The following is a 23,543-nucleotide window of genomic DNA, read 5'->3' as shown; positions in this document are numbered from 1 at the left end:
GCAGGCCGCATTGCGCGGTCCAGACGTATTTTTCGATAGACTGATCGGCCATGAAGATCAATTGGTCGGCCCGCGAGGTCGATGTGTTCCTGGCGCTGGCCGACACGCTGAGCTTTCGGCGCACCGCGCTGCAGATGCACCTGTCGCAGTCGGCGGTGTCGGGCACGCTCGCGCGGCTCGAAGAGATGCTGGGTGCGCGCCTGTTCGATCGCACCACGCGCACGGTGCAGCTCACGCAGGCGGGCGAGGTGTTTGCCGAGCAGGCCCGCTTTCTGCGCCACCAGATGGATGAGACGGTGCGCCGCGTGCAGGCCGTGGCGCAGGTGCAGGTGGGGCGGCTCGCGCTGGCGGCGCTGCCGTCGCTGGCGGCGGGGGTGGTGCCCCGCGCGTTCGCGCGCTTTGCGGCGGGGCACCCGGGCGTGCACCTGGAGCTGTTCGACAGCCTGGCGGGCCCGGCGTTCGACATGGTGCGCGCAGGGCGCGTGGACTTTGCGCTCACCGCCGCCAACCCCGCGTATGCCGACCTCGACTACACCCCGCTGTCGTCCGACCGCTTCGTGCTGCTGCTGGCCCGCGCCCACCCGCTGGCGCGCGGCCGCGGTGCGCTGGCCTGGGCCGATGTGGCCGACCTGCCGCACATCTCCATGCCGGCGGGCACCAGCGTGCGGCAGTATGCCGACGAGGCGCTGCTCACGCACCGCATCCGCTTTGCGCCGCGCTACGAGGTGGAGCACCTGGCCACCATCGCGGCCATGGTGGCCGCGCAGCTGGGCGTGAGCGCGCTGCCCGAGCTGGCCGCGCAGGTGGTGCGCCGGCCCGAGGTGGTGACCCGGCCGCTCAAGCAGCCGTCGCTGCGCCGGCCTATCGGCCTCGTGACGCTGCGGGGGCGGCGCCTGTCGCTGGCGGCGGTGCAGATGGTGGCGCTGCTGCGCCAGGAGATGGACGAGGGAGCTGGTGCGTAGTAGCTGCGCCGGGGTGCCGCAATGGCACGAGCGGGGAGTGGTCTGGCAGGATATGAGGTGGTGCCCGGCGTCCGAAGCCCGGACAATGGGAGGCGTCCGCCCGGCCCCCACCCCGACCCTGCTGTCGGGCCTCGCGCACAGCGCGCTGCGGGTGCCGGCCCAGGCCCGCACCGCTCCACGTCCTTTTTTTCAGGTAGCCCCACCATGAGCATTCCTTCCCGCGTCAAACTCATCGATGTCGGCCCGCGCGACGGGCTGCAGAACGAGAAATCGCCCGTGCCCGCCGAGGTCAAGATCGCGCTGGTGCACCGCCTGCAGGACGCGGGCCTGAAAGAGATCGAGGTCACGAGCTACGTGAGCCCCAAGTGGGTGCCGCAGATGGCCGACAACCACGAAGTGATGCAGGGCGTGAACCGTGTGGCCGGCGTGCGCTACTCGGTGCTCACGCCCAACCTCAAGGGCTATGAAGCCGCAGTGGCGGATCGGCCCGACGAGATCGTGGTCTTCGGCTCGGCCAGCGAGGCGTTCAGCCAGAAGAACATCAACTGCTCCATCGCCGAGAGCATCGAGCGCTTCGCGCCCGTGGTCGAGGCGGCGCTGGCGGCGGGCATCGGCGTGCGCGGCGCGATGAGCTGCACCGTGGGCTGCCCGTACGAGGGCGAGATCGCGCCCGAGCGGGTGGAGTACCTCGCCGGCCTGCTCCAGGGCATCGGCGTGCAGCGCGTGGACGTGGCCGACACCATCGGCGTGGGCACGCCGCGCAAGGTGCAGCGTGCGCTGGAAGCGACGCTGAAGCATTTCGGCATCGACGACGTGTCGGGCCACTTCCACGATACCTACGGCCAGGCGCTGTCCAACACGCTGGCCGCGCTGGAGCTGGGGGTGTGGAACTACCAGTCGTCCGTGGCGGGCCTGGGCGGCTGCCCGTATGCCAAGGGCGCCACCGGCAATGTGGCGACGGAGGACGTGGTCTACATGCTGCACGGCATGGGTATCGAGACGGGCATCGATCTTGATAAGCTCATCGATGCCGGGGCCTACATCAGTGGGTTCCTGAACCGTAAACCCCATTCCCGCGCAGCGAATGCATTGCTCACCAAGCGCGCGGGATAGCGCCATCGGCGCAGGAGATGACGACCGTGTGTGGAGCTGAACTGAAGAACCTTCCCGAGGGCGTGCAGCGCGTGGCTGCAGCGCTGCAGACCTTGAACCACCCCCACATGCCGCAGATGCTGGACGACGCCGCGCGCACCGCGCAGCAGGCGGCCGATGCGCTGGGCATCCTGGTGGGGCAGGTGGCCAAGAGCATCATCTTTCGGCGCAAGAGCGACGACGTGGCCGTGCTGGTGGTCACCTCGGGAGACCGGCGCGTGGACGAGAAAAAGGTCGAGGCCCACGTGGGCGGCAAGATCGGCCGGGCCGATGCCGACTTCGTGAAGTCGCGCACCGGCTTTTCCATCGGCGGCGTCTCGCCCGTGGCGCATGCCACGCCGCCCGTCACGCTGATCGACCAGGACCTGCTGCGCTTCGACGTGGTGTGGGCCGCGGCCGGGCATCCGCACAGCGTGTTCCCCTTGCACCCGAGCGACCTGCAGCGCCTGACGGGCGCACCCGTGGTGGACGTGGTGCTGGCGCCCGTGGAGGCCGGCACGCAGCCCGCGGCATGAATGCTATTGATTTGCTAGCTGCTCGCGCTCGCCAGTTGAGCGGTAGCGGCCATTTTGATGCTGACAATGCCGAGCCGGTGGCATCACCGTGCATCTCGGTGTGCCGCATGTCACCCGACCGCAGCCATTGCGAAGGCTGCTTTCGCACGCTGGATGAGATACGGCTATGGTCGGGCGCGGACTCCAGCCTGCGGCGCTGCATCTGGGCCAAGCTGCTCGGCCGCGCCGGCATCGATCTGAACGCGACAAGCACATAAGAACGCACAACGCGTTCCCGGAGACCCCGCCATGAAGCGCATCACGTTCTACCTCGACTTCGTCTCCCCCTATGCCTGGCTCGCGTTCGAGCGCCTGCCCGAGGTGCTGGAGGGCCTGGGCTATAGCGTGGCCTACAAGCCGGTGCTGCTGGGCGCGCTGCTGCAGCAGCATGCCAACCCTGGCCCCGCAGGCATCGCCCCCAAGCGCGACTGGACCTACCGCCACGTGACCTGGCTGGGCCATGCGCAGGGCACGGTGCTGCAGATGCCCGCGCGGCACCCGTTCAACCCGCTGCCCCTGCTGCGCACGGCGCTGGCGTGCAGCGACGACGGGCACATCAACCGCTTCGTGGCGGGCACGGTGCTGCGCCATGTGTGGCAGGGCGGGCACGACGCGCTCGATGCCGCGCGCCTGGCCGACCTGGCCGCGCAGCTCGCGGACCAGCTGCGTCCCGGCGAGGATGCGGCCAGCGACGGCCCCAAGGCCCTGCTGCGCGCCAACACCGAAGCCGCGCAGGCGGCGGGCGTTTTCGGCGTGCCGGCGTTCGAGGTGGACGGCAAGATTTTCTGGGGCCTCGACGGCCTGCCGATGCTGCGGGCGTACCTCGATGGCGACGCGTGGTTCGACGGCCCGGGCTGGGAGGCTGTCAGCCAGCTCCCATCGGGTTTACCCGGCAAGGCGTGAGCGATTTCCGGATGCTGAAAGGGGTCCTGCGGGTTTCACCCTAAGTTGTCAGAGAGCGGTCAGTTTGGTGAAAGCTCTTGTTGGTTTGGCGTCAGAGCGTGGTCAGTGCCATCTCGAACAATGGGCGCAGCCGCGGAAGCGCGGTCTGCAAAACCAACAGGAGACACACACATGGCAACCGTTCATCCCGCACCGCGGCCGATGTCGCCCGAAGAGAGGAAGGTCATCTTCGCGTCGTCGCTCGGCACCGTTTTCGAGTGGTACGACTTTTATCTGTACGGCTCGCTCGCGGCCATCATCGCCAAGCAGTTCTTCAGCGGCCTGGATGCCGGCTCGGCGTTCATCTTCGCGCTGCTGGCGTTTGCCGCGGGCTTCATCGTCCGTCCCTTCGGTGCCATCTTCTTCGGCCGCCTGGGCGACATGATCGGGCGCAAGTACACCTTCCTGGTCACCATCCTGATCATGGGCCTGTCGACCTTCATCGTCGGCATCCTGCCCACGTACGCCTCCATCGGCGTGGCCGCTCCGGTCATCCTGATCGTGCTGCGCCTGCTGCAGGGCCTGGCCCTGGGCGGTGAGTACGGCGGTGCCGCCACCTATGTGGCCGAGCACGCCCCGCACGGCAAGCGCGGCGCCTACACCGCCTGGATCCAGACCACCGCCACGCTGGGCCTGTTCCTGTCGCTGATGGTGATCCTGGGCACCCGCACCGTGATGGGCGAAGAAGCCTTTGCCGACTGGGGCTGGCGCATTCCGTTCATCGTGTCGATCCTGCTGCTGGCCATCTCGGTCTGGATCCGCCTGTCGATGAACGAGTCGCCCGCCTTCCAGAAGATGAAGGCCGAGGGCAAGACCTCCAAGGCGCCGCTCAAGGAATCCTTCGGCGAGTGGAAGAACCTCAAGATCGTGATCCTGGCCCTGGTGGGCCTGACCGCCGGCCAGGCCGTGGTCTGGTACTCGGGCCAGTTCTACGCGCTGTTCTTCCTGACGCAGGCCCTCAAGGTCGATGGCGCCACCGCCAACATCTTCGTCGCGATCTCGCTGCTCATCGGCACGCCGTTCTTCATCGTGTTCGGTGCGCTGTCCGACAAGATCGGCCGCAAGCCCATCATCCTGGCAGGCTGCCTGCTGGCCGCGTTGACCTACTTCCCCGTGTTCGGCGCGCTGACCAAGGCGGCCAACCCCGCCCTGGCCGAAGCCCAGGCCAAGAACCAGGTGGTCGTGACGGCCAACCCCGACGAGTGCTCGTTCCAGTTCAACCCCACCGGCACCACCAAGTTCACCAGCTCGTGCGACATCGCCAAGCAGGTGCTGGCCGGTGCATCGGTGAGCTACGAGAACGCCACGGCCGCTGCCGGCACGCCCGCCACGATCAAGATCGGCGAGACGGTCATCACGTCGTACACCAGCAAGGGCCTGCCCGCTGACGAAGCCAAGAAGAAGGACGGCGAGTTCAAGAAGGCCGTGGCCGACGCCCTGAAGGCTGCCGGCTACCCCACCAAGGCCGACCCCGCCCGCATCGACAAGGTCATGGTCGTCGTGATCCTGACCTACCTGGTGCTGCTGGTGACCATGGTGTACGGCCCCATTGCCGCCATGCTGGTGGAAATGTTCCCGACCCGCATCCGCTACACGTCCATGTCCCTGCCGTACCACATCGGTAACGGCTGGTTCGGCGGCCTGCTGCCCACCACGGCGTTCGCCATCGTGGCCCAGACCGGCAACATGTACAACGGCCTGTGGTACCCCATCATCATCGCGGGCGCCACCGTGGTGATCGGCGGCCTGTTCATCAAGGAAACCAAGGACGTGGACATCTACGCCAACGATTGATGGCCCACAACGGCCATTGACCGGCCATTGACGAGTGCACAGGGCCCGCCCCGCAAGGGACGGGCCCTGTGTTCCATCAAGGGGCTTGTGCCACACAGCACAACCTACAACGCAGCGCCCAGGCTCCTTGATTGAACAAACCCAAACTCAAACCCCAACCCGCCTCGCGGGAACCAAGGAGATATTTATGTGGAAGATTGCTGTTGGCTTCGTTTTGTTCGCTGCCCTGTCGATGTACGTGATCATCAAGGCGGGCGACAAGGCCGACATGGGCGGTGAAAAGCACGGCGCCGACGCCGTGCACGCGCCCGAACCCGTGGCCAGTACGCCGGCTGCCGCATCGGCTGCGTCAGCGCCTGCGTCGGCCGCCAGCGCGCAGTGAGCGTCGATGCGTTGATGCTGCGCATCGTGGGGTGGGGTTTGGCTGACAGCGCGGCGCGCTAGATCCCCATGATTTCTATCCAGAAAGCAAAGCCCGGTGCCATGCAGGCACCGGGCTTTTTTCTTGTGGCCGGGCGAGGCCAGCTCAGCGCTTGAACCGCCCGTCGCTGCCGATGATGGACAGGTCCGAAAAATCCAGCCCGCTGTGGTCCGTGGGGCTGTAGCTCAGCTCCAGGCCGCCCAGGTCCCACTTCTTGATGCTCTCCAGGCCCGCCTGCAGCTTGGCGCGGTCGGGCTTGGGCCCGGCGCGCTTGAGGCCTTCGACCAGCACCTTGGCGGTCACGAAGCCCTCCACCATGGCGGGTGTGAGGTCGGCGATGTTCTTGGCGCGGGCGAGGTCCATGGCCTCCTTGATGACCGCGTAGTTCAGCGACCGCTCGGACGGGAACACCTGCGTGACGACCACGCCGCGCGCCTGTTCGCCCAGCGCCTTCACGAAGCCGCCCGAGGCGTTGTTGGACAGCGTGACGATCTGGCCCGTGACGCCCGCGCCGCGCAGCGCCTTGATGCCGTCGACCACCGCAGCGCCGGTGCCGATGAAAATGACGGCCTGCGGCTGCTTGCCCGCCACGCGCGGTGCGATGGCGCTGTAGTCGGGCTTGGCGCGGTCGAACTTCTCGACGAACGCGGCTTCGAGGTTGTTGGCCTTGAAGCCGATCTGCGCCCCGGCCAGGCCGTCGGCGCCGAAGGTGTCGTCCACATGCACCACGCCGATGCGCTTGATGCCCAGCGTGTTCAGGTGCGTGATGGCTTTTTCGACCTCGCGCTGGTAGGGCGCGCGCACGTTGAAGATGTACTTGCTGACCGGCTGGTGCAGCGCGATGGCGCCGGTGGACGGGCCGACGAGGGGCACGCCGTGCTGCTCCAGCAGCGGGATGATGCCCTGCGTGTGCGGCGTGCCGCGGGTCATGAACAGGCCGACCACGTTCTTCTGCTCGATCAGCGTCTTGGTGTTCTCCAGCGTGAGCTTGGGGTCGAACTTGTCGTCGAGCAGCACCACCTCCACCTTCTGCCCGCCCACGCCGCCGCGCGCGTTCACGTGGTCGATGTACAGGGCGGCCCCTTGCGTGGACTCGGCCACGGTGGCGGCGGCCGAGCCGGTCACGCCCACGGTCTGGCCGATGAGGATCTGGGCGTGGGCGGCATGGGCGATGCCCAGTGCCAGGGCCAGCAGCAGGGCCGCGCGTTTCGCCAGGGGGCCGGGAACGGTCATGGTGTCTCTCTTTCTTGTAAGGGTGGGGAGTTTAGGGACGGACCATGACAAGGCATCTGTAGAAACGCGTAGTGGCGGCATGCCATGCTGCGCGCCCGCCCGCGCCCGCGCCCGCCCGCGCCCGCACGCGCCCACTGCCGCTTCAGCTCTGCCAGCCGTCACCGCCGGAACTTGCCGTCCGTGCCGATGATGGACAAATCGGCAAAGTCCAGGCCCGTGTGGTCCTCGGGGCTATAGCTCACCTCCAGCCCGCCCAGGTCCAGCTTCTTGATGCTCTCCAGGCCCGCATGGAGCTTCTCGCGCGTGGGCTTGGGGCCGGCGCGCCTGATGCCTTCCACCAGCACCTTGGCGGCCGCATAGCCTTCCAGCATGGCCGGGGTGATGTCGCCCGCGCCCTTGGCCTTGGCCAGCTCCTGCGCCTCCTTGACCATGGGATAGGTCACGGCGCGCTCGTTGGGGTAGACCTGCGTCACGATCACGCCGCGCGCGTTGGCGCCCAGGCTCTTGATGAAGCCGCCCGAGGCATTGTTGGACAGCGTCACGATCTGTGCGGCCGAGCCCGCGGTGCGAAAGGCGGTGTTCGCCTCCACCACGGTCGAGCCCGAGGCGATGATCAGCACCGCCTGGGTATCGGCCTTGGCCACCTTGGCGGCGATGGCCGTGAAGTCCGGCTTGGCGCGGTCGAACTTCTCCAGCACCACGGGCGTGAGCTTGGCGCCCGCCAGGCCTTTCTGGGCCCCCGCCACGCCGTCGGCGCCGAAGCTGTCGTCCGCATACACCACGCCAATGCGCGAGATGCCCATGGAGGCCAGGTGGGTCATGGCCTTTTCTGCCTCGCGCTGGTAGGTGGCACGCACGTTGAAGATGTACTTGCGCACCGGCTGGTGCAGCACCATGGCGCCGGTGGAGGGCGCCACCAGGGCCACGCCGTGCTTTTCCAGCAGCGGGATCATGGCCTCGGTGTGCGGCGTGCCCCGCGTAAGGAACAGCGCCAGCACGTTGTTGTCCTCGATCAGCTTGCGGGCGTTCTCGGCCGCGATCTTGGGGTCGAACTTGTCGTCCAGCGAGGTCAGCTCGATCTTCTGGCCGTTGACGCCGCCCTTGGCGTTGACCATGTCGATATAGAGCTTGGCGCCGTCGGTGGTCTCCTTCACGCCCGCGGCCACCTGGCCTGAAAAGCCCGCCGTCTGCCCGATCAGGATCTGCGCATGGCCGGCCGTGGCCAGGCCCAGCGCCAGGGCGGCGGCCCCGCCCCACCGTATCTGCCATCGGTTCATGGTTGTCTCCTCTTTGTGTCTTTGCGTAAGAGTTCAGTCTAAGCGCATGTATTTGAAGCTTTTAAAGGGTTTGTCCGAGAAAAACACCCCTTTGCCAAGGGCTTTTGCGCCTTGTCAAACCCGCGTGCACCGCGGTGCGGGGGTAATGCGCGCGGCCCGGCAGACCCGGCCCGGCGTCCCTAGAATGTTCCGCCTTACCCCAGAAAGACGCTTCCATGACCCAGGGACTGATCCGTATCCGCGGCGCACGCCAGCACAACCTCAAGAACCTGGATCTGGACATCCGCACCGGCGAGCTCACGGTGGTCACCGGCCCGAGCGGCTCGGGCAAGTCCAGCCTGGTGTTCGACACCCTGTACGCCGAGGGCCAGCGCCGCTACGTGGAGACCTTCAGCGCCTACGCGCGCCAGTTCCTCGACCGCATGGACAAGCCGGCGGTGGACAAGGTCGAGGGCGTGCCGCCCGCCATCGCCATCGATCAGACCAACCCCGTGCGCTCCAGCCGCTCCACCGTGGGCACGATGACGGAGCTCAACGACCACCTGAAGCTCTTGTTCGCGCGCGCCGGCCAGCTGTTCGACAAGGAGACCGCGCAGCCCGTGCGCCACGACTCGCCCGAGACCATCTACGCCGAGCTGCAGCGCCGCAGCGCCGAGGCGGGCGACCCGCGCATCGTGCTGACCTTCCCGGTCGAGCTGCCGGGCGGCACGTCGCCCGAGCAGGTGGAGCAGTGGCTGTCGGCCAGCGGCTTCACCAAGGTGCAGGCCGAGCGCGAAGTGGCCACGCCCACCGGCCCGCGCAAGGTGCTGGACGTGGTGGCGGACCGCTTCCGCCTGGGCAATGCCGAGAAGGCGCGCGTGGTCGAGGCCATCGAGGTCGCGCTCAAGCGTGGCACGGGTCGGCTGAACGTCTATGTGCTCCCCCCCGCCCAGACCGTTCAGCCTGAGCCTGTCGAAGGCCAGGGCAGCGCTTCCACAGGCTCAGCGCACACGGAGCCTGCACCCGAACTCTGGCGCTTCTCCACCGGCCTGCACTGCCCCGACAGCGACCTGCGCTACAGCGACCCGATCCCGTCGATGTTCTCGTTCAACTCCGCCGTGGGCGCCTGCGAGAGCTGCCGGGGCTTCGGCCGCGTGATCGGTGTGGACTACGGCCTGGTCATCCCCAACGACAAGCTCACGCTGCGCGCGGGGGCCATCAAGACCATCCAGACCCCCGCGTGGAAAGAGGCGCAGGACGACCTCATGCGCCATGCCGAAACAGCCGGCATCCCGCGCGACACGCCCTGGAACAAGCTCACCGACGACCAGAAGAAATGGGTCATCGGCGGCGCGCCCGGCTACAAGGACGGGCAGTGGAGCAAGCAGTGGTACGGCATCAAGCGCTTCTTCGAGTACCTGGAGAGCAAGGCCTACAAGATGCACATCCGCGTGCTGCTGTCCAAGTACCGCAGCTACACGCCGTGCCCCACCTGCGCGGGTGCGCGCCTCAAGACCGAAAGCCTGCTGTGGCGCGTGGGCAGCAAGGACGACGCGGACGCCGCGGTCGACCCGGCACGCCGCTTCATGCCCGAGGGCGTGCAGTGGTCGCGCGCGCAGCTCGAAGCACTGCCCGGACTGTGCCTGCACGACCTGATGCTGCTGCCCATCGACCGGCTGCGCCGCTTCTTCGACCGCATGGAGCTGCCCGTGGGCGACGCTGCGGCCGGTGGCGATGCGCAGGCGCTGAAGCTGCTGCACGAAGAGATCACCACGCGCCTTCGCTACCTGTGCGACGTGGGCATCGGCTACCTCACGCTCGACCGCCAAAGCCGCACGCTCAGCGGCGGCGAGGTGCAGCGCATCAACCTCACCACCGCGCTGGGCACCAGCCTGGTCAACACGCTCTTCGTGCTGGACGAGCCCAGCATCGGCCTGCACCCGCGCGACATGCACCGCATCACCGAGGCCATGCTGCGCCTGCGCGACGCGGGCAACACCCTGGTGGTGGTGGAGCACGACCCGGCGGTGATGCTCGCGGCCGACCGCATGATCGACATGGGCCCCGGCCCGGGCCGGCTGGGCGGGCAGATCGTGTTCGACGGCACCACCGCCGACCTGCGCCATGCCGACACGCTCACCGGCGCCTACCTGGGCGGCCGCAAGCATGTGGGCTTCGGCTTCAAGCGCATGGTGACCGAATCCACCCCGCGCCTCATCCTGGAAGGCGCGCGCGAGCACAACCTGCAGAACGTGTCGGTCGAGTTCCCGCTGCAGCGCCTGGTCACCGTGACGGGCGTGAGCGGCTCGGGCAAGTCGAGCCTGATCCAGGACGTGCTGGCGCCCGCGCTGCTGCGCCACTTCGGCAAGGCCACCGACTCGCCGGGCGCGCACGACCGCATGCTGGGCGCCGACCACCTGTCGGACGTGGTGTTCGTGGACCAGTCGCCCATCGGCAAGACCGCGCGCTCCAACCCGGTGAGCTATGTGGGCGCATGGGACAGCATCCGCGAGCTGTTCGCCGTCGCGCCGCTGTCCAAACAGCGCAGCTACACCGCCGCCAAGTTCAGCTTCAACAGCGGTGACGGGCGTTGCCCGACCTGCGGCGGATCGGGCTTCGAGCATGTGGAGATGCAGTTCTTGTCGGACGTGTACCTGCGCTGCCCGGACTGCGACGGCAAGCGCTACCGCCCCGAGATCCTGGAGATCACCATCGAGCGCGGTGGCCGCACGCTCAACGTGGCCGACGTGCTGGCCCTGACCGTGGCCGAAGCCGCCGCGCTGTTCGCCGCCGACCGCGACGTGATCCGTGCGCTGCAGCCCATCGTGGACGTGGGGCTGGAATACGTGGCACTGGGCCAGCCCGTGCCCACGCTCAGCGGCGGCGAGGCGCAGCGCCTCAAGCTCGCGGGCTTCCTGGCCGAGGCGGCGCGGGTGCAAAGCAAGTCGCGACAGGCCGTGGCGCGCAAGGGCACGCTGTTCCTGTTCGACGAGCCCACCACGGGCCTGCATTTCGACGACATCGCCAAGCTCATGCGCGCGCTGCGCAAGCTCATCGATGCGGGGCACTCGCTCATCGTCATCGAGCACAACCTGGACGTGATCCGCGCGAGCGACTGGCTCATCGACCTGGGGCCCGAAGGCGGCTATGCCGGCGGCCTGGTCGTGGCCGAGGGCACGCCCGAGGACGTGCGCCAGCACCCCACGTCGCACACCGGCCAGGCGCTGCGCGACTACGAACTCACGCTGGGCGTGGGCGGCCACTCGGTGCACGAGAAAGCCGCAGCGCTACGAAAAAGAGAGCTGGTGGCGCTGGATGGTAAAGCGGTGGAGGCCAAAAATGCCATACAAATCGTCAACGCCAAGGAGCACAACCTCAAGAACCTCAGCGTGGACATTCCGCGCGGCAAGTTCAACGTGGTCACCGGCGTGAGCGGCTCGGGCAAGTCCACCCTGGCGTTCGACATCCTGTTCAACGAAGGCCAGCGGCGCTACCTCGAATCTCTCAACGCCTATGCGCGTTCCATCGTGCAGCCCGCGGGCCGGCCCGAGGTGGATGCGGTGTACGGCATCCCGCCCACCGTGGCCATCGAGCAGCGCCTGTCGCGCGGCGGGCGCAAGTCCACCGTGGGCACGACCACCGAGGTGTGGCACTTCCTGCGCCTGCTGTACGTCAAGCTGGGCACCCAGCACTGCGTGAACGACGGCGCTGCGGTGCAGCCTCAAACCCCCGAGAGCATCGCCGCCCAGCTGCTCACGCAGTTCCGCGGCCAGCACATCGGGCTGCTCGCGCCGCTGGTGATGAACCGCAAGGGCGTGTACACCGAGCTGGCCGACTGGGCGCGGCCCCGCGGCTTCACGCACCTGCGCGTGGACGGCAACTTTTTGCCCACCACCAACTTCCCGCGCATCGACCGGTTCAAGGAGCACACCATCGAGCTGCCAGTGGCCAGCATCGACGTCTCTCCCGACAACGAAGCCCTGCTGCGCGAGTCGCTCGCGCAGGCGCTCACGCACGGCAAGGGCGTGGTGCACGTGCTCAGCAGCATCGCGGACCTGGCCGCAGCCATGGAAGGCGGGCAACCCACGGCAGGCATCGGCCACCTGCAGGCGTATTCGACCAAGCGGGCCTGCCCGGTGTGCGCCACCAGCTATGCCGAGCTGGACCCGCGCCTGTTCAGCTACAACAGTAAGCACGGCTGGTGCCCCGACTGCGTGGGCACGGGCGTCAAGCTCACCAAGGAGCAGCGCAAGGTGTTCGATGACTCGGTGCAGGACGACAAGGAAAAGGGCCGCGAGCAGACCTTTGCCGAGCCCGAGGTGGAAGACCTGCAGGACACCGCTTGCGCCACCTGCCACGGCACCCGCCTGAACGCGACAGCCCGCGCCGTGAAGTTCGCGGGGGTGGGCATCACCGACATCGCAGCGATGTCCGTGACGGACGTGCGCCGCTGGGTGGAGCGCCTGCGCGCCGACGGCGGCATGTCGGTGCGCGAGGCCGACATCGCGCGCGACCTGGTGCCCGAGATCCAGAGCCGGCTGGAGTTCCTGGAAGAGGTAGGCCTGTCGTACCTCACGCTCGACCGGGGCGCGCCGACCTTGAGCGGTGGCGAGGCGCAGCGCATCCGCCTGGCGGCGCAGCTGGGCAGCAACCTGCAGGGCGTGTGCTATGTGCTGGACGAGCCCACCATCGGTCTGCATGCACGCGACAACCAGATCCTGCTCAACGCCCTGCACAAGCTGGGCGACAAGGGCAACACGCTGGTGGTGGTGGAGCACGACGAGGACACCATCCGCCGCGCGGACCACATCATCGACATCGGCCCGAGCGCGGGCAAACGCGGCGGGCGCCTGGTGGCGCAGGGCAGCGTGGCCGACATCACCGGGGCCGAAGACTCGCAGACGGGCCGCTACCTGCTGCACGCCATGCGCCACCCGCTGCAGCTGCGCCGCAGCATGCTGCCCAGCGCGCTGAGCGCGGCCGACGCCGCGCTGGGCGATCCCGTGGACGCCCCCAAAGGGCGGCAGAGCGCGGCGGTCAAGAAGCGTGCCGCGCAGGCGGCCGCACTCACCGCGCAGGCGCTGGACGATGCCAAGGCGCGTGCCGCCATCCGCTGGCTCACCGTGCAGGGCGCGCAGCTGCACAACCTGCAGAACGTGACCGCCACCGTGCCGCTGCACCGCCTGGTGGCCGTCACCGGCGTGAGCGGCTCGGGCAAGTCCACACTGGCGCGCGACGTGCTGCTGGCCAACGTGCAGGCCTGGGTGCAGCAGCGCTCCACCAAGGCCGGGCGTGACGCCATGGACGCGGGCAAGGCGCCGCCCCTGGTGGGCTGCACGGGCCTGGCGGGCTTCGAGAGCATCGACCGCGTGCTCGAAGTGGACCAGACGCCCATCGGCAAGACGCCGCGCAGCTGCCCGGCCACCTACATCGGCTTCTGGGACACCATCCGCAAGCTGTTTGCCGAAACCCTGGAGGCCAAGGCGCGTGGCTATGCGGCCGGGCGCTTCAGCTTCAACACCGGCGAAGGCCGCTGCGCAAGCTGCGAAGGCGCGGGCGTGCGCACCATCGAGATGAGTTTCCTGCCCGATGTGAAGGTGCCTTGCGAGACCTGCCACGGCGCGCGCTTCAGCCCCGAGACGCTGGCCGTCACCTGGCGCGGCAAGAGCATCGGCGACGTGCTGCAGATGGAGGTGGACGAGGCGGTGGACTTCTTCGCCAGCATGCCCAGCATCGCGCACCCGCTGCAGCTGTTGAAGGATGTGGGCCTGGGCTACCTCACGCTGGGCCAGCCGTCGCCCACGCTGTCCGGCGGCGAGGCGCAGCGCATCAAGCTCGTGACCGAGCTCACCAAGGTGCGCGACGAAGTGGGCCGCCGCGGCCAGAAGGCGCCGCACACGCTGTACGTGCTAGACGAACCCACGGTGGGCCTGCACATGGCCGACGTGGACAAGCTCATCCGCGTGCTGCACCGGCTGGTGGACGGCGGCCACAGCGTGGTGGTGATCGAGCACGACCTCGACGTCATCGCCGAAGCCGACTGGATCATCGACCTGGGCCCCGAAGGCGGCAAGGAGGGCGGCCGCATCGTGGCGGCAGCCACGCCGGAACAGGTGGTGCAGCAGGGCACGCACACCGGGCGTGCTCTGGCTGCGGTGCTGGCGCGGTAGGCAGGGGCGGCTCACGGTGCCGCCCCAGGCAGAGCCGTAAAGCGTTTGTGCGGATGTTCTGCGTGCACAACCCGACGTGGCGTACGCCACTGTCGGGCCGTGTCCTACGCACGGCGCAGAATATTGCGCACGTTGGGTGGGGAACCGATTTTTTAGGATGCGATGCAGGGCTTGCCGCCAGTGCGCGAAGGCCCCCAGCACTTCCACCAAATCCTACGGACATCCATCACCATGAAATCATTGCTCAAGACCTGTGTTGCCCTCGCGGCCACTTCTGTACTGCTGGTCGCTTGCGGCGGCGGCAACGACGACGATCCGACGCCCAGCAATGAGCCCGGTGTGCTGACCGTGACGGGTGCGAGCGTGGATGCGCTCAACGGCGTTTACGGCAATGGCACGATCAACCTGACCGATGTGGACAAGCGCAACCCGGTCGGCTCCGTGCCCGAACTGTGCTCGTTCAAGTTCGATGGCCTTGGCAAGGTGGGCTCGGCAGCACTGGCCTTCGGCGACATCCGCTATCGCCCGGACGCCACCGGCCTGCACCAGGTCTTCGTCACGTTCGACGGCAAGGAATACGGCAGCGGCGAGCCTACCGACACCGCTGTGGTGCGCGACAGCAACCAAGTCCGTTTCAGCAACAAGGTCCTGACCGCCTCCGATGGCTCCAATGCCACGCTGCGCGTGAACGGCGTCATCCCCATGCGCCCCAACCGCCCCTTCGGCTGTTAAGCGCGTGACCCACCCTCGCGACCTGCCCCACAAGCAGGGCTGGTCGCGGGGCGTGGGCCTCCGAGTTTTTGTGTAGCTCGTCTCCCTCCCCCCGGCCCTTGGGCCGGATTTGGCCCTGCGGCTTTATCTGCATGGGCCTTTTTTGCGTCTGCAGCGTAGGTGTGTGCAGACCAGTGCGCAGCAAGCACCCCAAGCATCACTGAACCGGTGTGCGAGCGCGCGAGCTACAGCCGGGCACAAAGTGTTTGCCGCATATTCACATGCGAAATCCTGCGTTCGCAGCCGGAGCGCCGCGTCTTAGTCTGGCGGCATGTCCAGTCGTTTGCCCGCCTCTTCAGGCCTCCTGTCCACCCATCGCGTACTGACCCTGCCCGAGTCGCCAGCGGGCGGGGCGCCGACCATTCGCGCGAAGGCGTTGCTGTTCCATGACCCCCGGTCCGCGCAGCTGCTGGACCATGTGGACCGCATTGCGCGCAGCGACGCGTCGGTGCTGGTGGTGGGTGAGACCGGCACAGGCAAGGAGCTGATAGCGCGGCACATCCACGCCGAAAGCGGCCGGCGCGGGCCGTTCGTGGCGGTCAACTGCGGTGCGTTCAGCGAATCGCTGATCGACGCCGAACTCTTCGGTCACGAGGCAGGCGCCTTCACCGGGGCCACGCAGGCACGCGCGGGGTGGTTCGAGGCGGCGCAGGGCGGCACGCTGTTCCTCGATGAGATCGGCGACCTGCCGCAGTCGCTGCAGGTCAAGCTGCTGCGCGTGCTGCAGGAGCGCCAGGTGGTGCGCCTGGGCTCGCGCAAACCCATTGCGCTGGATGTGCGGTTGGTAGCCGCGACCAACATCGACCTGGCGCGGGCCGTGCGCGCGCAGCACTTCCGGGCGGACCTCTACTACCGGCTCAACGTGGCGGCCGTGGACCTGCCGCCGCTGCGCGAGCGCCCGGGCGACATCCTGCCGCTGGCAGAGCATTTCATGGACCTGTACGCCCAGCGCCTGGGCCAGCCGCCCGCGCGCTTGTCCACCGCGGCCCGGCACGCCCTGCTGTCGTACGCCTGGCCCGGCAACATCCGCGAGCTGGAGAACGTGGTGCACTTCGCACTCATCGTGGCGCGGCTGGGTGTGGTCGAGCCGTGCGACCTCAAGCTCGTGCCGGCCCTGCTGCCGCAGCCGCCCGTGGCTTCGACAGTCGCGGTGGCGGCCGGCACGCCGCAGCCACCGTCGGCAAGCTCCTCATTGCAAGCGGTGCTGCACGGCCTGCTGGCGCAGGGCGCTCCCGGGCTGTATCAGACGGTCGAGGCAGCGCTGGTGCGCTCCGCTTTCGAGCAGGCGCACGAGAACCAGGTGCAGGCCGCGCGGCTGCTGGGGGTGACCCGCAACACGCTGCGCACCCTGCTCAAGCGCCACGGCCTGCTGGCCGACCCGGCCCACCACCCCACCCACAGCCTGCCGCCGCACGCGGAGAGCCCTTGGCGCTACGCGCAATGAGTCCGTTGCCACCGGGGCGATCGCGCCATGCGCCGCCGCCCCGCTGAAGCCCACCCCACAACGACACACCACAACACACCAGGGAGTTTGCCAATGAGCACATCGGATTCACACCACACCGCCCAGCCACCCGGCGCCCCGCGCAGTACGCCGCGCCGCCACTTCCTGGGCCAGGCAGGTGCCGGGCTGGCGGGTATGGCCGGTGGCGCCACGGTGGCGCCGGCGCTGCTCGGCGCCAGCGCAGCGGCGCAGGCGCAGCAGGGTGGTGCCTCGGCGGCTGCAGGCTACGACGCACAGTTTGTGCGCCGCGCCGAGCAGCTGCGCATTGACCTGGCGCGCGCCAGCGCTGCAGTGCCCATCCCGCCGCATCCCGTCAATGGCGACGATGCGCTGTACGCAAACAAGATCGGGTCGGACACGCGCGGCCTGCCGCACAACGCGCGGGGCGAGGTGGACCTGGGTGCATGGAACCTCGCCACCGCCGCCTTCGCCTCGCGCGAGCCGGCGGACTTCGAGAAGATCGTGCTGGGCGGAGCGCGCAAGCTGGTCAACCCCATCGGCACGCTGGCGGTCAGCCTGGACGGGCTCAACGCCGCGCAGTTCGCGCTGCCGCCCGCGCCCACGCTGGCCGGCACGCAGCGCGCGGGTGAGGCCACCGAAATCTACTGGGTGGCATTGCTGCGCGACGTGCCCTTCAGCGAATTCCAGGACGGCACCCGCCACCCCGATGTGATCGCCGCGGCCGACGAGCTGAGCCGCGCGCCGGACTTCCACGGCCCCAAGGTCAACGGCCGCGTGACGCCGCAGACGCTGTTCCGCGGCGCGGCCTGGTACGTGGATGGCAACGACCGCAGCGGCCGCACCGGCCGCTGGGCCACCCCACCGGGCGTGACGGATGGGCCGTACATCTCGCAGTTCCTGTACCGCGACGTGCCGCTCGGCCCGCAGTCGCTGTCGGCGCGCATCCGCACCTACACGCCGGCCAACGAGTTCCTCACGCAGTACGACGAGTGGCTGAACGTGCAAAACGGCAAGGCGCCGGCCGGGCGCATCGCGTTCGACCCCACGCTGCGCTACATCGCCACCACGCGCGACCTGGCCGCATATGCGCATGCGGCGGTGGCCTTCAGCTTTGCGGCCAACCAGTTGCTGGGCACGCCGCTGTCGGCCGCGCAGCCGGGCTATGGCGGGATCTACGCGGGCGACAAAAGCCTGGCGCCCGGCAACCCGTACCTGAAGCTCAAGACCAGCGGCGGGGCGTCGGGCACCTTCGGGCCGGCGTATTTCCAGTCGCTGCTGTCGCTGGCCAGCTCGCTCGCCATCCGCATCAACTACTACCAGAAGTGGTACGAGCAGCGCATCCTGCGGCCCGAGGCTTTTGGCGGCCTGGTGCACCACCGCCTGGCGAACCGTGTCGCCGAATACCCCATCCACGAGTCCTTCCTGGGCTCGCAGGCGCTGGAGCGCAGCCGCGCCAAGAACGGCAGCTACCTGCTGCCGCATGTGTACCCGGAGGGCGCGCCCATCCATTCGTCGTACCCCGGTGGCGCCGCCATCATCGCGGCGGTGACGGCCACGCTGCTCAAGGCCTTCTACGACGAGTCGCTGGTCATCCCGAACCCCGTGCAGCCCGACCCCAGCGACCCGACCCGGCTGGTCCCGTACCAGGGCCCGCCGCTCACGGTGGGCGGCGAGCTCAACAAGTTCGCGCTCAACTACGGCTCGGGCCGCACCGCCGCGGGCATCCACTGGCGCTCCGACGCCGCAGCGGCCTATGCGCAGGGCGAGGCGCTGGTCATCAGCCTGCTGCGCGAGCAAAAGCAGACCTTCCGCGAGCCGTTCGAGGGCTTCGCCTTCACCGGCTTCGACGGCCGCCGCATCGTCATCTGATGCGCCTCCATCTTCACCATCAGAGAGCCTGACATGACCCAACGACAACTGCGCCTGGGCGCCTTCATCATGGCCACGGGCCACCACATCGCCGCCTGGCGCCACCCGGGCGCGCAGGCGGATGCGGGGGTGAACCTGCAGCACTACATCGCGCTGGCCCAGACGGCCGAGCGCGGCCTGTTCGACCAGGTGTTCGTGGCCGACAGCCCCGGCGTGCAGAACCACGGCAACGACGAATCGCTGAGCCGCCAGGGCCGCCTGTCGTACTTCGAGCCGGTCACGCTGTGGTCGGCGCTGGCCGCGGTGACGAAGCACATCGGCTTTGTCGCCACCGCATCCACCACCTACGAAGACCCGTATCTGCTGGCGCGCAAGTTCGCCTCGCTCGACCACATCAGCGGCGGGCGCGCAGCCTGGAACGTGGTGACCACCAGTGCCGACAATGTATTCGGCAACTTTGGCCAGGAGGCGCACCCCGACCCCGCCGTGCGCTACGAGCGCGCCACCGAGTTCGTGGATGTGGTCAAAGGCCTGTGGGACAGCTTCGACGACGATGCGCTCATCCGCGACAAGGCCAGCGGCGTGTACCTGGACCCGGCCAAGCTGCACACCCTGAACCACGTGGGCAAGCACTTTCGCGTGAAGGGCCCGCTGAACCTGGAGCGCCCGCCGCAGGGCTACCCGGTCATCGTGCAGGCCGGCTCGTCCGAGGACGGCAAGGAGCTGGCCGCCGCCACGGCCGAGGCCATTTTCACCGCCTGGACCAGCCTGGCCGAGGCGCAGGCGTTCTACGGCGACGTGAAGGGACGCCTGGCCAAGTACGGCCGCCGGCCTGAAGAACTGCTGGTGCTGCCCGGCATCTCGCCGGTGATCGGCCGCACCGAAGAAGAGGCGCAGGCCAAATGGGCCGAGCTGCAGGCGCTGATCCACCCCGCCGTGGGGCTGGCCACGCTGGCACCTTTCTGGCCGGCCGAAGACCTGGCGCGCTGGGACCTGGATGCCCCGCCACCCTACATTCCCACCCCGCCCAAGGGCATCAACAGCCGCGCCCACGTGGTGCTGGAGCTGGCCCGGCGCGAGAAATTCACCGTGCGCCAGCTCTACGAATATCTGGCCGGCGCGCGCGGCCACTGGGTGGTGGTGGGCACGCCGCAGACCATTGCCGACCGCATGCAGGAGTGGTTCGAGAACGGCGCGGCCGACGGCTTCAACGTGATGCCACCAGTGCTGCCGCAGTCGCTCGACGAATTCGTGGACCTGGTGGTGCCCGAGCTGCAGCGCCGCGGCCTGTTCCGCACGGCCTATGAAGGCACCACGCTGCGCGAGAACCTGGGCCTGCAGCGCCCGCCCAGCCGCTATGCACAGGCCGCCCGCAAGGCCGCCTGATCCGCAGGCCGCACTGCTACCGCAGCAAGCCACCCACCCCGGCACATGCCCGTTTTCTCTACGAAAGGAGTTCCCATGAGCACCGTCCTCGCCGAAAAGCCCCGCCATCTCTCCCTGGCCGCCACGCCCGCCACCGTAACACTCGCCAGCGCAGCACCTGGCGGAGACTGGTCGGTCCGCCCGCTCGATGCGCCCCTGGGCGCCGAGGTGCACGGCATCGACGCGTCGCAGCCGCTTGCGGCCAGCCAGGTCTGGGCGATCAAACAGGCGCTCAAGCAGCACCACATCCTGCTGCTGCGCGGCCAGCAGCTGGAGGACCTGCAGTTCCAGCGCTTCACCAGCTACTTCGGCAGCGTGTTTCGTGCGCCGACCAACGTGCCGGTGCTGGGCTCGTCGGACCCGTACGGCGGCGACACACCCGACATCGTCAAGGTGGCGAACGTCGATGATGGCGTGCTCGGCCACCAGGAGCTGTCGGCCCATGCGGACCACCACTGGACGCCCGTGCCCTCGTCGGGCTCCCTGCTGTACGCGCTGGAAGTACCCCGCGCCGGTGGCGACACCACCTGGGTCAACCTGGCCGCCGCCTACGATGCGCTGGACGCCGCCACGCGCGCCGAGATCGACGCCCTGCAGCTCATTACCTACAACCCCTTCCTGCGCCGCCTGAAGCCGCTGGCGGGCGGCCACGCAACCTACCGCACGCCCGACATCGAGCCGGTGACACCCTTCGAGGTGCACCCGCTGGTGCGCACCCACCCCGAGTCCGGCCGCAAGATCCTGTACCTGGGCGAGGCCACCGAGGTGGAGGTGGTGGGCGTCGACCCGGCCTACGGCACCGCGCTGGTGGCCCGGCTGCGCACACACCTGCTGCAGCCCCGCTTTGCCTATACGCACCGCTGGCAGGTGGGCGACATCGTGTACTGGGACAACCAGGCCACGCTGCACGCGCGCACCGCGTTCGATGCGACCGAGCGCCGCCTGCTCAAGCGCATCAGCCTGTCGGGCAGCCGGCCGTTTTGAAATGAACCCCCCTGAGTCGCTTCGCGCCTCGGTGCGTTCGCCAGAGGCGACCGCTCTTCGTTGCCGTCCAAGCCTGCGCAGGCAGGCTTGGAGCCGCGGCACTCAGCCCCTCTCCCTACGCACTGCGCGCTACGGGAAGGGGACGCACCCGGTGGCCTGGCAAAGCCAGTTCCACGGGTGCACTGGCCTGGGCCGCGCCCGTTTCATGCGTTGTGGGTGGCGCGCAGCGAATGGATTGCGGATACCCATTGCTTTCAAAAATACAAAGCCGTTCACGCTGAGCTTGTCGAAGCGCCGCGCGGGGCTTCGACGAGCTCAGCCCGAACGATGTTGAATGACGGAACCCAAATCCGTATGAGTTCCCACCGGTCCAGCACCCCTTCTTTCGAGGAGATCTGCAATGTATGAGTCCGCCGACATCCGCCGCGCCGAGCGCCTGGCCGCACCCACCCACGACACCGACGTGCTGGTGATCGGCGGCGGCCCCGCCGGCACCTGGGCCGCCATTGCCGCTGCGGGCCGCGGTGCGCGCGTCCTGCTGGTGGACAAGGGCTTTTGCGGCACCTCGGGCGCCACCGCACCGTCGGGCACCGGCACCTGGTGGGTGCCGCCCGACCTGCAGGCCCGCACCGCCGCCAAGGCGCAGCGCGAGGCTGTGGGCGGTTTTCTGGCCAGCCACGAATGGATGGACCGCGTGCTGGACCAGACCTGGCACAACCTGCAGCAACTGGCCGACTGGGGCTATCCCTTTCCGGTGGACGATGCGGGCAACGAGCGGCGCAATTCGCTGCAGGGCCCCGAGTACATGCGCCTGATGCGCAAGCGGGTGAAGGCGGCGGGCGTGCGCATTCTGGACCATCACCCCGCGCTCGAACTGCTGGTGGATGACCACGGCCAGGTGCGTGGTGCAACGGGCGTCGCAGAGCCTGGCGATGTGCCCTGGGCCATACACGCCGGCGCCGTGGTGCTGGCCAGCGGTGGCTGTGCTTTTTTGAGCAAGGCGCTGGGCACCGATGTGCTGACCGGCGACGGCCACCTGATGGCGGCCGAGGCGGGCGCGGTGTTCTCGGGCATGGAGTTTTCAAGCGCCTATGCCCTGGGGCCCACGTTCTCGAGCGTGACGAAATCGCTGTTCTACAACTGGGCGAGTTTTCGCGACCCGGGCGGCGCCGTGATCGACGGCGCGGGCTCGTCGCAGGGCCGCAGCATCATCGCGCGGCGCCTGATCAGCGAGCCGGTGTTTGCCGTGCTCGACAAGGCCGACGGCGCCGTGCGCTCCTGGATGCGGCAGGCGCAGCCCAACTTCTTCCTGCCCTTCGACCGGCTGGGGCTGGACCCGTTCACCCAGCCGTTCCCCATCACCCTGCGGCTCGAAGGCACAGTGCGCGGCACCGGCGGCCTGCAGCTGCAGGGGCTTGATGGCGCCACGCGCGTGCCGGGGCTGTACGCCGCCGGCGACGTGGCCTCGCGCGAGCCGATCTGCGGCGGCTTTACCGGCGGCGGCAGCCACAACGCAGCCTGGGCGCTGTCTACGGGGTTCTGGTCCGGTGCGGGCGCGGCCGACCACGCGCTGGCGCACCGCAGCACGCCTGCCGCTGCGCCGGTGTGGCGGGCGGGGCAGGTGGGGCTGGCGGCGTGTTCGCACATCCGTACCACGGCCACCGAGCGCATCGATCCGCAGGCTCTGGTGGCGGCGGTGCAGGCCGAAGTCTTCCCGCTGGAGCGCAACTGGTTTCGCAGCCGCGACGGGCTGGAGCCCTCGCTGCAGCGCCTGGACGCCCTGTGGGCGCAGGCCGAGCGCAGTGCCTCGGCCTTGCCGGAGGCACTGCGGCGCACCCGCCAGGCTGTGGCTCTGCTGGCCCACGCCCGGTGGATGTACCGCAGCGCCCTCGCGCGCACCGAGACGCGGGGCATGCACCGGCGCACCGACTTTGCGCAGATGGACCCGGCCCAGCAGCACCATGTGGTGGTGGGCGGGCTGCAGCAGGTATGGACAGGGCGGCACCCGGCGGGCGATGGCGCTGCCGTGCAGCGCGAGGCGGTGGCCGCATGATCGAGTTGATCGACGCGGCCCGCTGCACGGGCTGCAACATCTGCGTGGCGGTGTGCCCGACCCGCGTGTTCGATGCCGCGCCGCCACTGGAGGCTGGTGTGGGCTCGGCTGGCCTTCTGCCCGTCATTGCCCGGCAGTCCGACTGCCAGACCTGCTTCATGTGCGAGCTGTACTGCCCGGTGGATGCGCTGTACGTGGCGCCGCAGACCGTTCCGGTGGCCGCAATTACCGAGGCCGATCACGCGCAGCCCGCGGCCCCGCTGTGGGGCAGCTACCGACGCGCTGTGGGCTGGGATGTGCGGGATGGCAGCACGGCGCGGCTGGACCAGAGTTACCACCTGCTGGGGGCTGCACAACGTTGATCAGGGGCAGGCCCATGGTCGTTACCGGCTGCGTTTTCTTCATCCCCCGTTCGGGCTGAGCCTGCCGAAACCTCGCGCGGCGCTTCGACAAGCTCAGCGTGAACGGGTGGGGGCATGTGGATGGTGAAGA

At 68.7% G+C, this 23,543-nt stretch carries 17 protein-coding genes; 15 read left to right on the top strand and 2 right to left on the bottom strand.

Annotated elements, in window-relative coordinates:
* Positions 1 to 50: 50 nt before the first annotated feature.
* From ACSQ3D_RS13045 to ACSQ3D_RS13015, 7 genes are all read left to right on the top strand, one after another.
* Positions 51 to 962, top strand: coding sequence for a LysR family transcriptional regulator (locus tag ACSQ3D_RS13045; RefSeq protein WP_010466723.1), 912 nt, complete (start codon positions 51 to 53; stop codon positions 960 to 962).
* Positions 963 to 1,166: 204 nt separating this feature from the next.
* Positions 1,167 to 2,075, top strand: coding sequence for a hydroxymethylglutaryl-CoA lyase (locus tag ACSQ3D_RS13040; protein ID WP_056414368.1), 909 nt, complete (start codon positions 1,167 to 1,169; stop codon positions 2,073 to 2,075).
* Between the two features lie 26 nt (positions 2,076 to 2,101).
* Positions 2,102 to 2,629: a YbaK/EbsC family protein gene (locus ACSQ3D_RS13035; RefSeq protein ID WP_056414459.1), complete on the top strand. Its 528-nt coding sequence runs from the start codon at positions 2,102 to 2,104 to the stop codon at positions 2,627 to 2,629.
* Positions 2,626 to 2,886 (top strand): DUF1289 domain-containing protein, encoded by a 261-nt coding sequence (locus ACSQ3D_RS13030; protein WP_436127175.1) that lies wholly within the window; start codon positions 2,626 to 2,628, stop codon positions 2,884 to 2,886. Before ACSQ3D_RS13035 ends, ACSQ3D_RS13030 begins: the two co-directional genes overlap by 4 nt.
* Positions 2,887 to 2,917: 31 nt before the next feature.
* Complete coding sequence (locus ACSQ3D_RS13025; RefSeq protein WP_436127174.1) at positions 2,918 to 3,571, top strand: 2-hydroxychromene-2-carboxylate isomerase; 654 nt, start codon at positions 2,918 to 2,920, stop codon at positions 3,569 to 3,571.
* A 171-nt stretch (positions 3,572 to 3,742) separates the two neighbouring features.
* Complete coding sequence (locus ACSQ3D_RS13020) at positions 3,743 to 5,404, top strand: MFS transporter (RefSeq protein WP_056414363.1); 1,662 nt, start codon at positions 3,743 to 3,745, stop codon at positions 5,402 to 5,404.
* Between the two features lie 187 nt (positions 5,405 to 5,591).
* A complete protein-coding gene (locus ACSQ3D_RS13015; protein WP_056414360.1) occupies positions 5,592 to 5,786 on the top strand; it encodes a hypothetical protein in 195 nt (64 codons plus the stop codon).
* Positions 5,787 to 5,930: 144 nt separating this feature from the next.
* Here the strand turns inward: ACSQ3D_RS13015 and ACSQ3D_RS13010 are convergent, their stop codons facing one another.
* Positions 5,931 to 7,058, bottom strand: coding sequence for an ABC transporter substrate-binding protein (locus ACSQ3D_RS13010; protein ID WP_396506799.1), 1,128 nt, complete (start codon positions 7,056 to 7,058; stop codon positions 5,931 to 5,933).
* Positions 7,059 to 7,216: 158 nt separating this feature from the next.
* Positions 7,217 to 8,335, bottom strand: a complete 1,119-nt coding sequence (locus tag ACSQ3D_RS13005; RefSeq protein ID WP_396506798.1) for an ABC transporter substrate-binding protein — start codon at positions 8,333 to 8,335, stop codon at positions 7,217 to 7,219.
* Between the two features lie 215 nt (positions 8,336 to 8,550).
* Between ACSQ3D_RS13005 and uvrA the strand changes: the two genes are divergently transcribed.
* The 8 genes from uvrA (at position 8,551) to ACSQ3D_RS12965 (ending at position 23,413) form a co-directional block, all read left to right on the top strand.
* Complete coding sequence (gene uvrA / locus ACSQ3D_RS13000) at positions 8,551 to 14,484, top strand: excinuclease ABC subunit UvrA (protein ID WP_436127173.1); 5,934 nt, start codon at positions 8,551 to 8,553, stop codon at positions 14,482 to 14,484.
* Between the two features lie 231 nt (positions 14,485 to 14,715).
* The gene (locus ACSQ3D_RS12995; RefSeq protein WP_056163001.1) at positions 14,716 to 15,216 is read left to right on the top strand and encodes a hypothetical protein; all 501 of its coding nucleotides are present in this window, start codon (positions 14,716 to 14,718) and stop codon (positions 15,214 to 15,216) included.
* Between the two features lie 310 nt (positions 15,217 to 15,526).
* The gene (locus tag ACSQ3D_RS12990; RefSeq protein ID WP_436127172.1) at positions 15,527 to 16,699 is read left to right on the top strand and encodes a sigma-54 interaction domain-containing protein; all 1,173 of its coding nucleotides are present in this window, start codon (positions 15,527 to 15,529) and stop codon (positions 16,697 to 16,699) included.
* Between the two features lie 93 nt (positions 16,700 to 16,792).
* Positions 16,793 to 18,589, top strand: coding sequence for a twin-arginine translocation pathway signal protein (locus ACSQ3D_RS12985; RefSeq protein ID WP_436127171.1), 1,797 nt, complete (start codon positions 16,793 to 16,795; stop codon positions 18,587 to 18,589).
* 33 nt (positions 18,590 to 18,622) lie between these two features.
* The gene (locus ACSQ3D_RS12980) at positions 18,623 to 19,975 is read left to right on the top strand and encodes an LLM class flavin-dependent oxidoreductase (RefSeq protein ID WP_436127170.1); all 1,353 of its coding nucleotides are present in this window, start codon (positions 18,623 to 18,625) and stop codon (positions 19,973 to 19,975) included.
* A 75-nt stretch (positions 19,976 to 20,050) separates the two neighbouring features.
* Positions 20,051 to 20,998: a TauD/TfdA dioxygenase family protein gene (locus tag ACSQ3D_RS12975; protein WP_436127169.1), complete on the top strand. Its 948-nt coding sequence runs from the start codon at positions 20,051 to 20,053 to the stop codon at positions 20,996 to 20,998.
* 400 nt (positions 20,999 to 21,398) lie between these two features.
* Positions 21,399 to 23,051 carry an FAD-dependent oxidoreductase gene (locus tag ACSQ3D_RS12970; RefSeq protein ID WP_436127168.1) on the top strand — a complete coding sequence of 551 codons (1,653 nt, stop codon included), beginning with the start codon at positions 21,399 to 21,401 and terminating at the stop codon, positions 23,049 to 23,051.
* A complete protein-coding gene (locus ACSQ3D_RS12965; protein ID WP_436127167.1) occupies positions 23,048 to 23,413 on the top strand; it encodes a 4Fe-4S dicluster domain-containing protein in 366 nt (121 codons plus the stop codon). The genes ACSQ3D_RS12970 and ACSQ3D_RS12965 overlap by 4 nt, the downstream gene beginning before the upstream one ends.
* Positions 23,414 to 23,543: the final 130 nt, after the last annotated feature.

The sequence above is a fragment of the Acidovorax sp. LjRoot117 genome (genome assembly GCF_964252695.1).
Taxonomy (GTDB): domain Bacteria; phylum Pseudomonadota; class Gammaproteobacteria; order Burkholderiales; family Burkholderiaceae_C; genus Acidovorax.
The sequence above is the reverse complement of the archived record's forward strand: the minus strand, read 5'-3'. Positions and strand labels throughout refer to the sequence as shown.

What these genes read in the sequence shown, in the direction of transcription:
- ACSQ3D_RS13045 (WP_010466723.1), top strand. Translation starts at nt 51, where the DNA reads ATGAAGATCAATTGGTCGGCCCGCGAGGTCGATGTGTTCCTGGCGCTG.
- ACSQ3D_RS13040 (WP_056414368.1), top strand. Translation starts at nt 1,167, where the DNA reads ATGAGCATTCCTTCCCGCGTCAAACTCATCGATGTCGGCCCGCGCGAC.
- ACSQ3D_RS13030 (WP_436127175.1), top strand. Translation starts at nt 2,626, where the DNA reads ATGAATGCTATTGATTTGCTAGCTGCTCGCGCTCGCCAGTTGAGCGGT.
- ACSQ3D_RS13025 (WP_436127174.1), top strand. Translation starts at nt 2,918, where the DNA reads ATGAAGCGCATCACGTTCTACCTCGACTTCGTCTCCCCCTATGCCTGG.
- ACSQ3D_RS13020 (WP_056414363.1), top strand. Translation starts at nt 3,743, where the DNA reads ATGGCAACCGTTCATCCCGCACCGCGGCCGATGTCGCCCGAAGAGAGG.
- ACSQ3D_RS13015 (WP_056414360.1), top strand. Translation starts at nt 5,592, where the DNA reads ATGTGGAAGATTGCTGTTGGCTTCGTTTTGTTCGCTGCCCTGTCGATG.
- ACSQ3D_RS13010 (WP_396506799.1), bottom strand. Translation starts at nt 7,058, where the DNA reads ATGACCGTTCCCGGCCCCCTGGCGAAACGCGCGGCCCTGCTGCTGGCC.
- ACSQ3D_RS13005 (WP_396506798.1), bottom strand. Translation starts at nt 8,335, where the DNA reads ATGAACCGATGGCAGATACGGTGGGGCGGGGCCGCCGCCCTGGCGCTG.
- uvrA (WP_436127173.1), top strand. Translation starts at nt 8,551, where the DNA reads ATGACCCAGGGACTGATCCGTATCCGCGGCGCACGCCAGCACAACCTC.
- ACSQ3D_RS12995 (WP_056163001.1), top strand. Translation starts at nt 14,716, where the DNA reads ATGAAATCATTGCTCAAGACCTGTGTTGCCCTCGCGGCCACTTCTGTA.
- ACSQ3D_RS12990 (WP_436127172.1), top strand. Translation starts at nt 15,527, where the DNA reads ATGTCCAGTCGTTTGCCCGCCTCTTCAGGCCTCCTGTCCACCCATCGC.
- ACSQ3D_RS12985 (WP_436127171.1), top strand. Translation starts at nt 16,793, where the DNA reads ATGAGCACATCGGATTCACACCACACCGCCCAGCCACCCGGCGCCCCG.
- ACSQ3D_RS12980 (WP_436127170.1), top strand. Translation starts at nt 18,623, where the DNA reads ATGACCCAACGACAACTGCGCCTGGGCGCCTTCATCATGGCCACGGGC.
- ACSQ3D_RS12975 (WP_436127169.1), top strand. Translation starts at nt 20,051, where the DNA reads ATGAGCACCGTCCTCGCCGAAAAGCCCCGCCATCTCTCCCTGGCCGCC.
- ACSQ3D_RS12970 (WP_436127168.1), top strand. Translation starts at nt 21,399, where the DNA reads ATGTATGAGTCCGCCGACATCCGCCGCGCCGAGCGCCTGGCCGCACCC.
- ACSQ3D_RS12965 (WP_436127167.1), top strand. Translation starts at nt 23,048, where the DNA reads ATGATCGAGTTGATCGACGCGGCCCGCTGCACGGGCTGCAACATCTGC.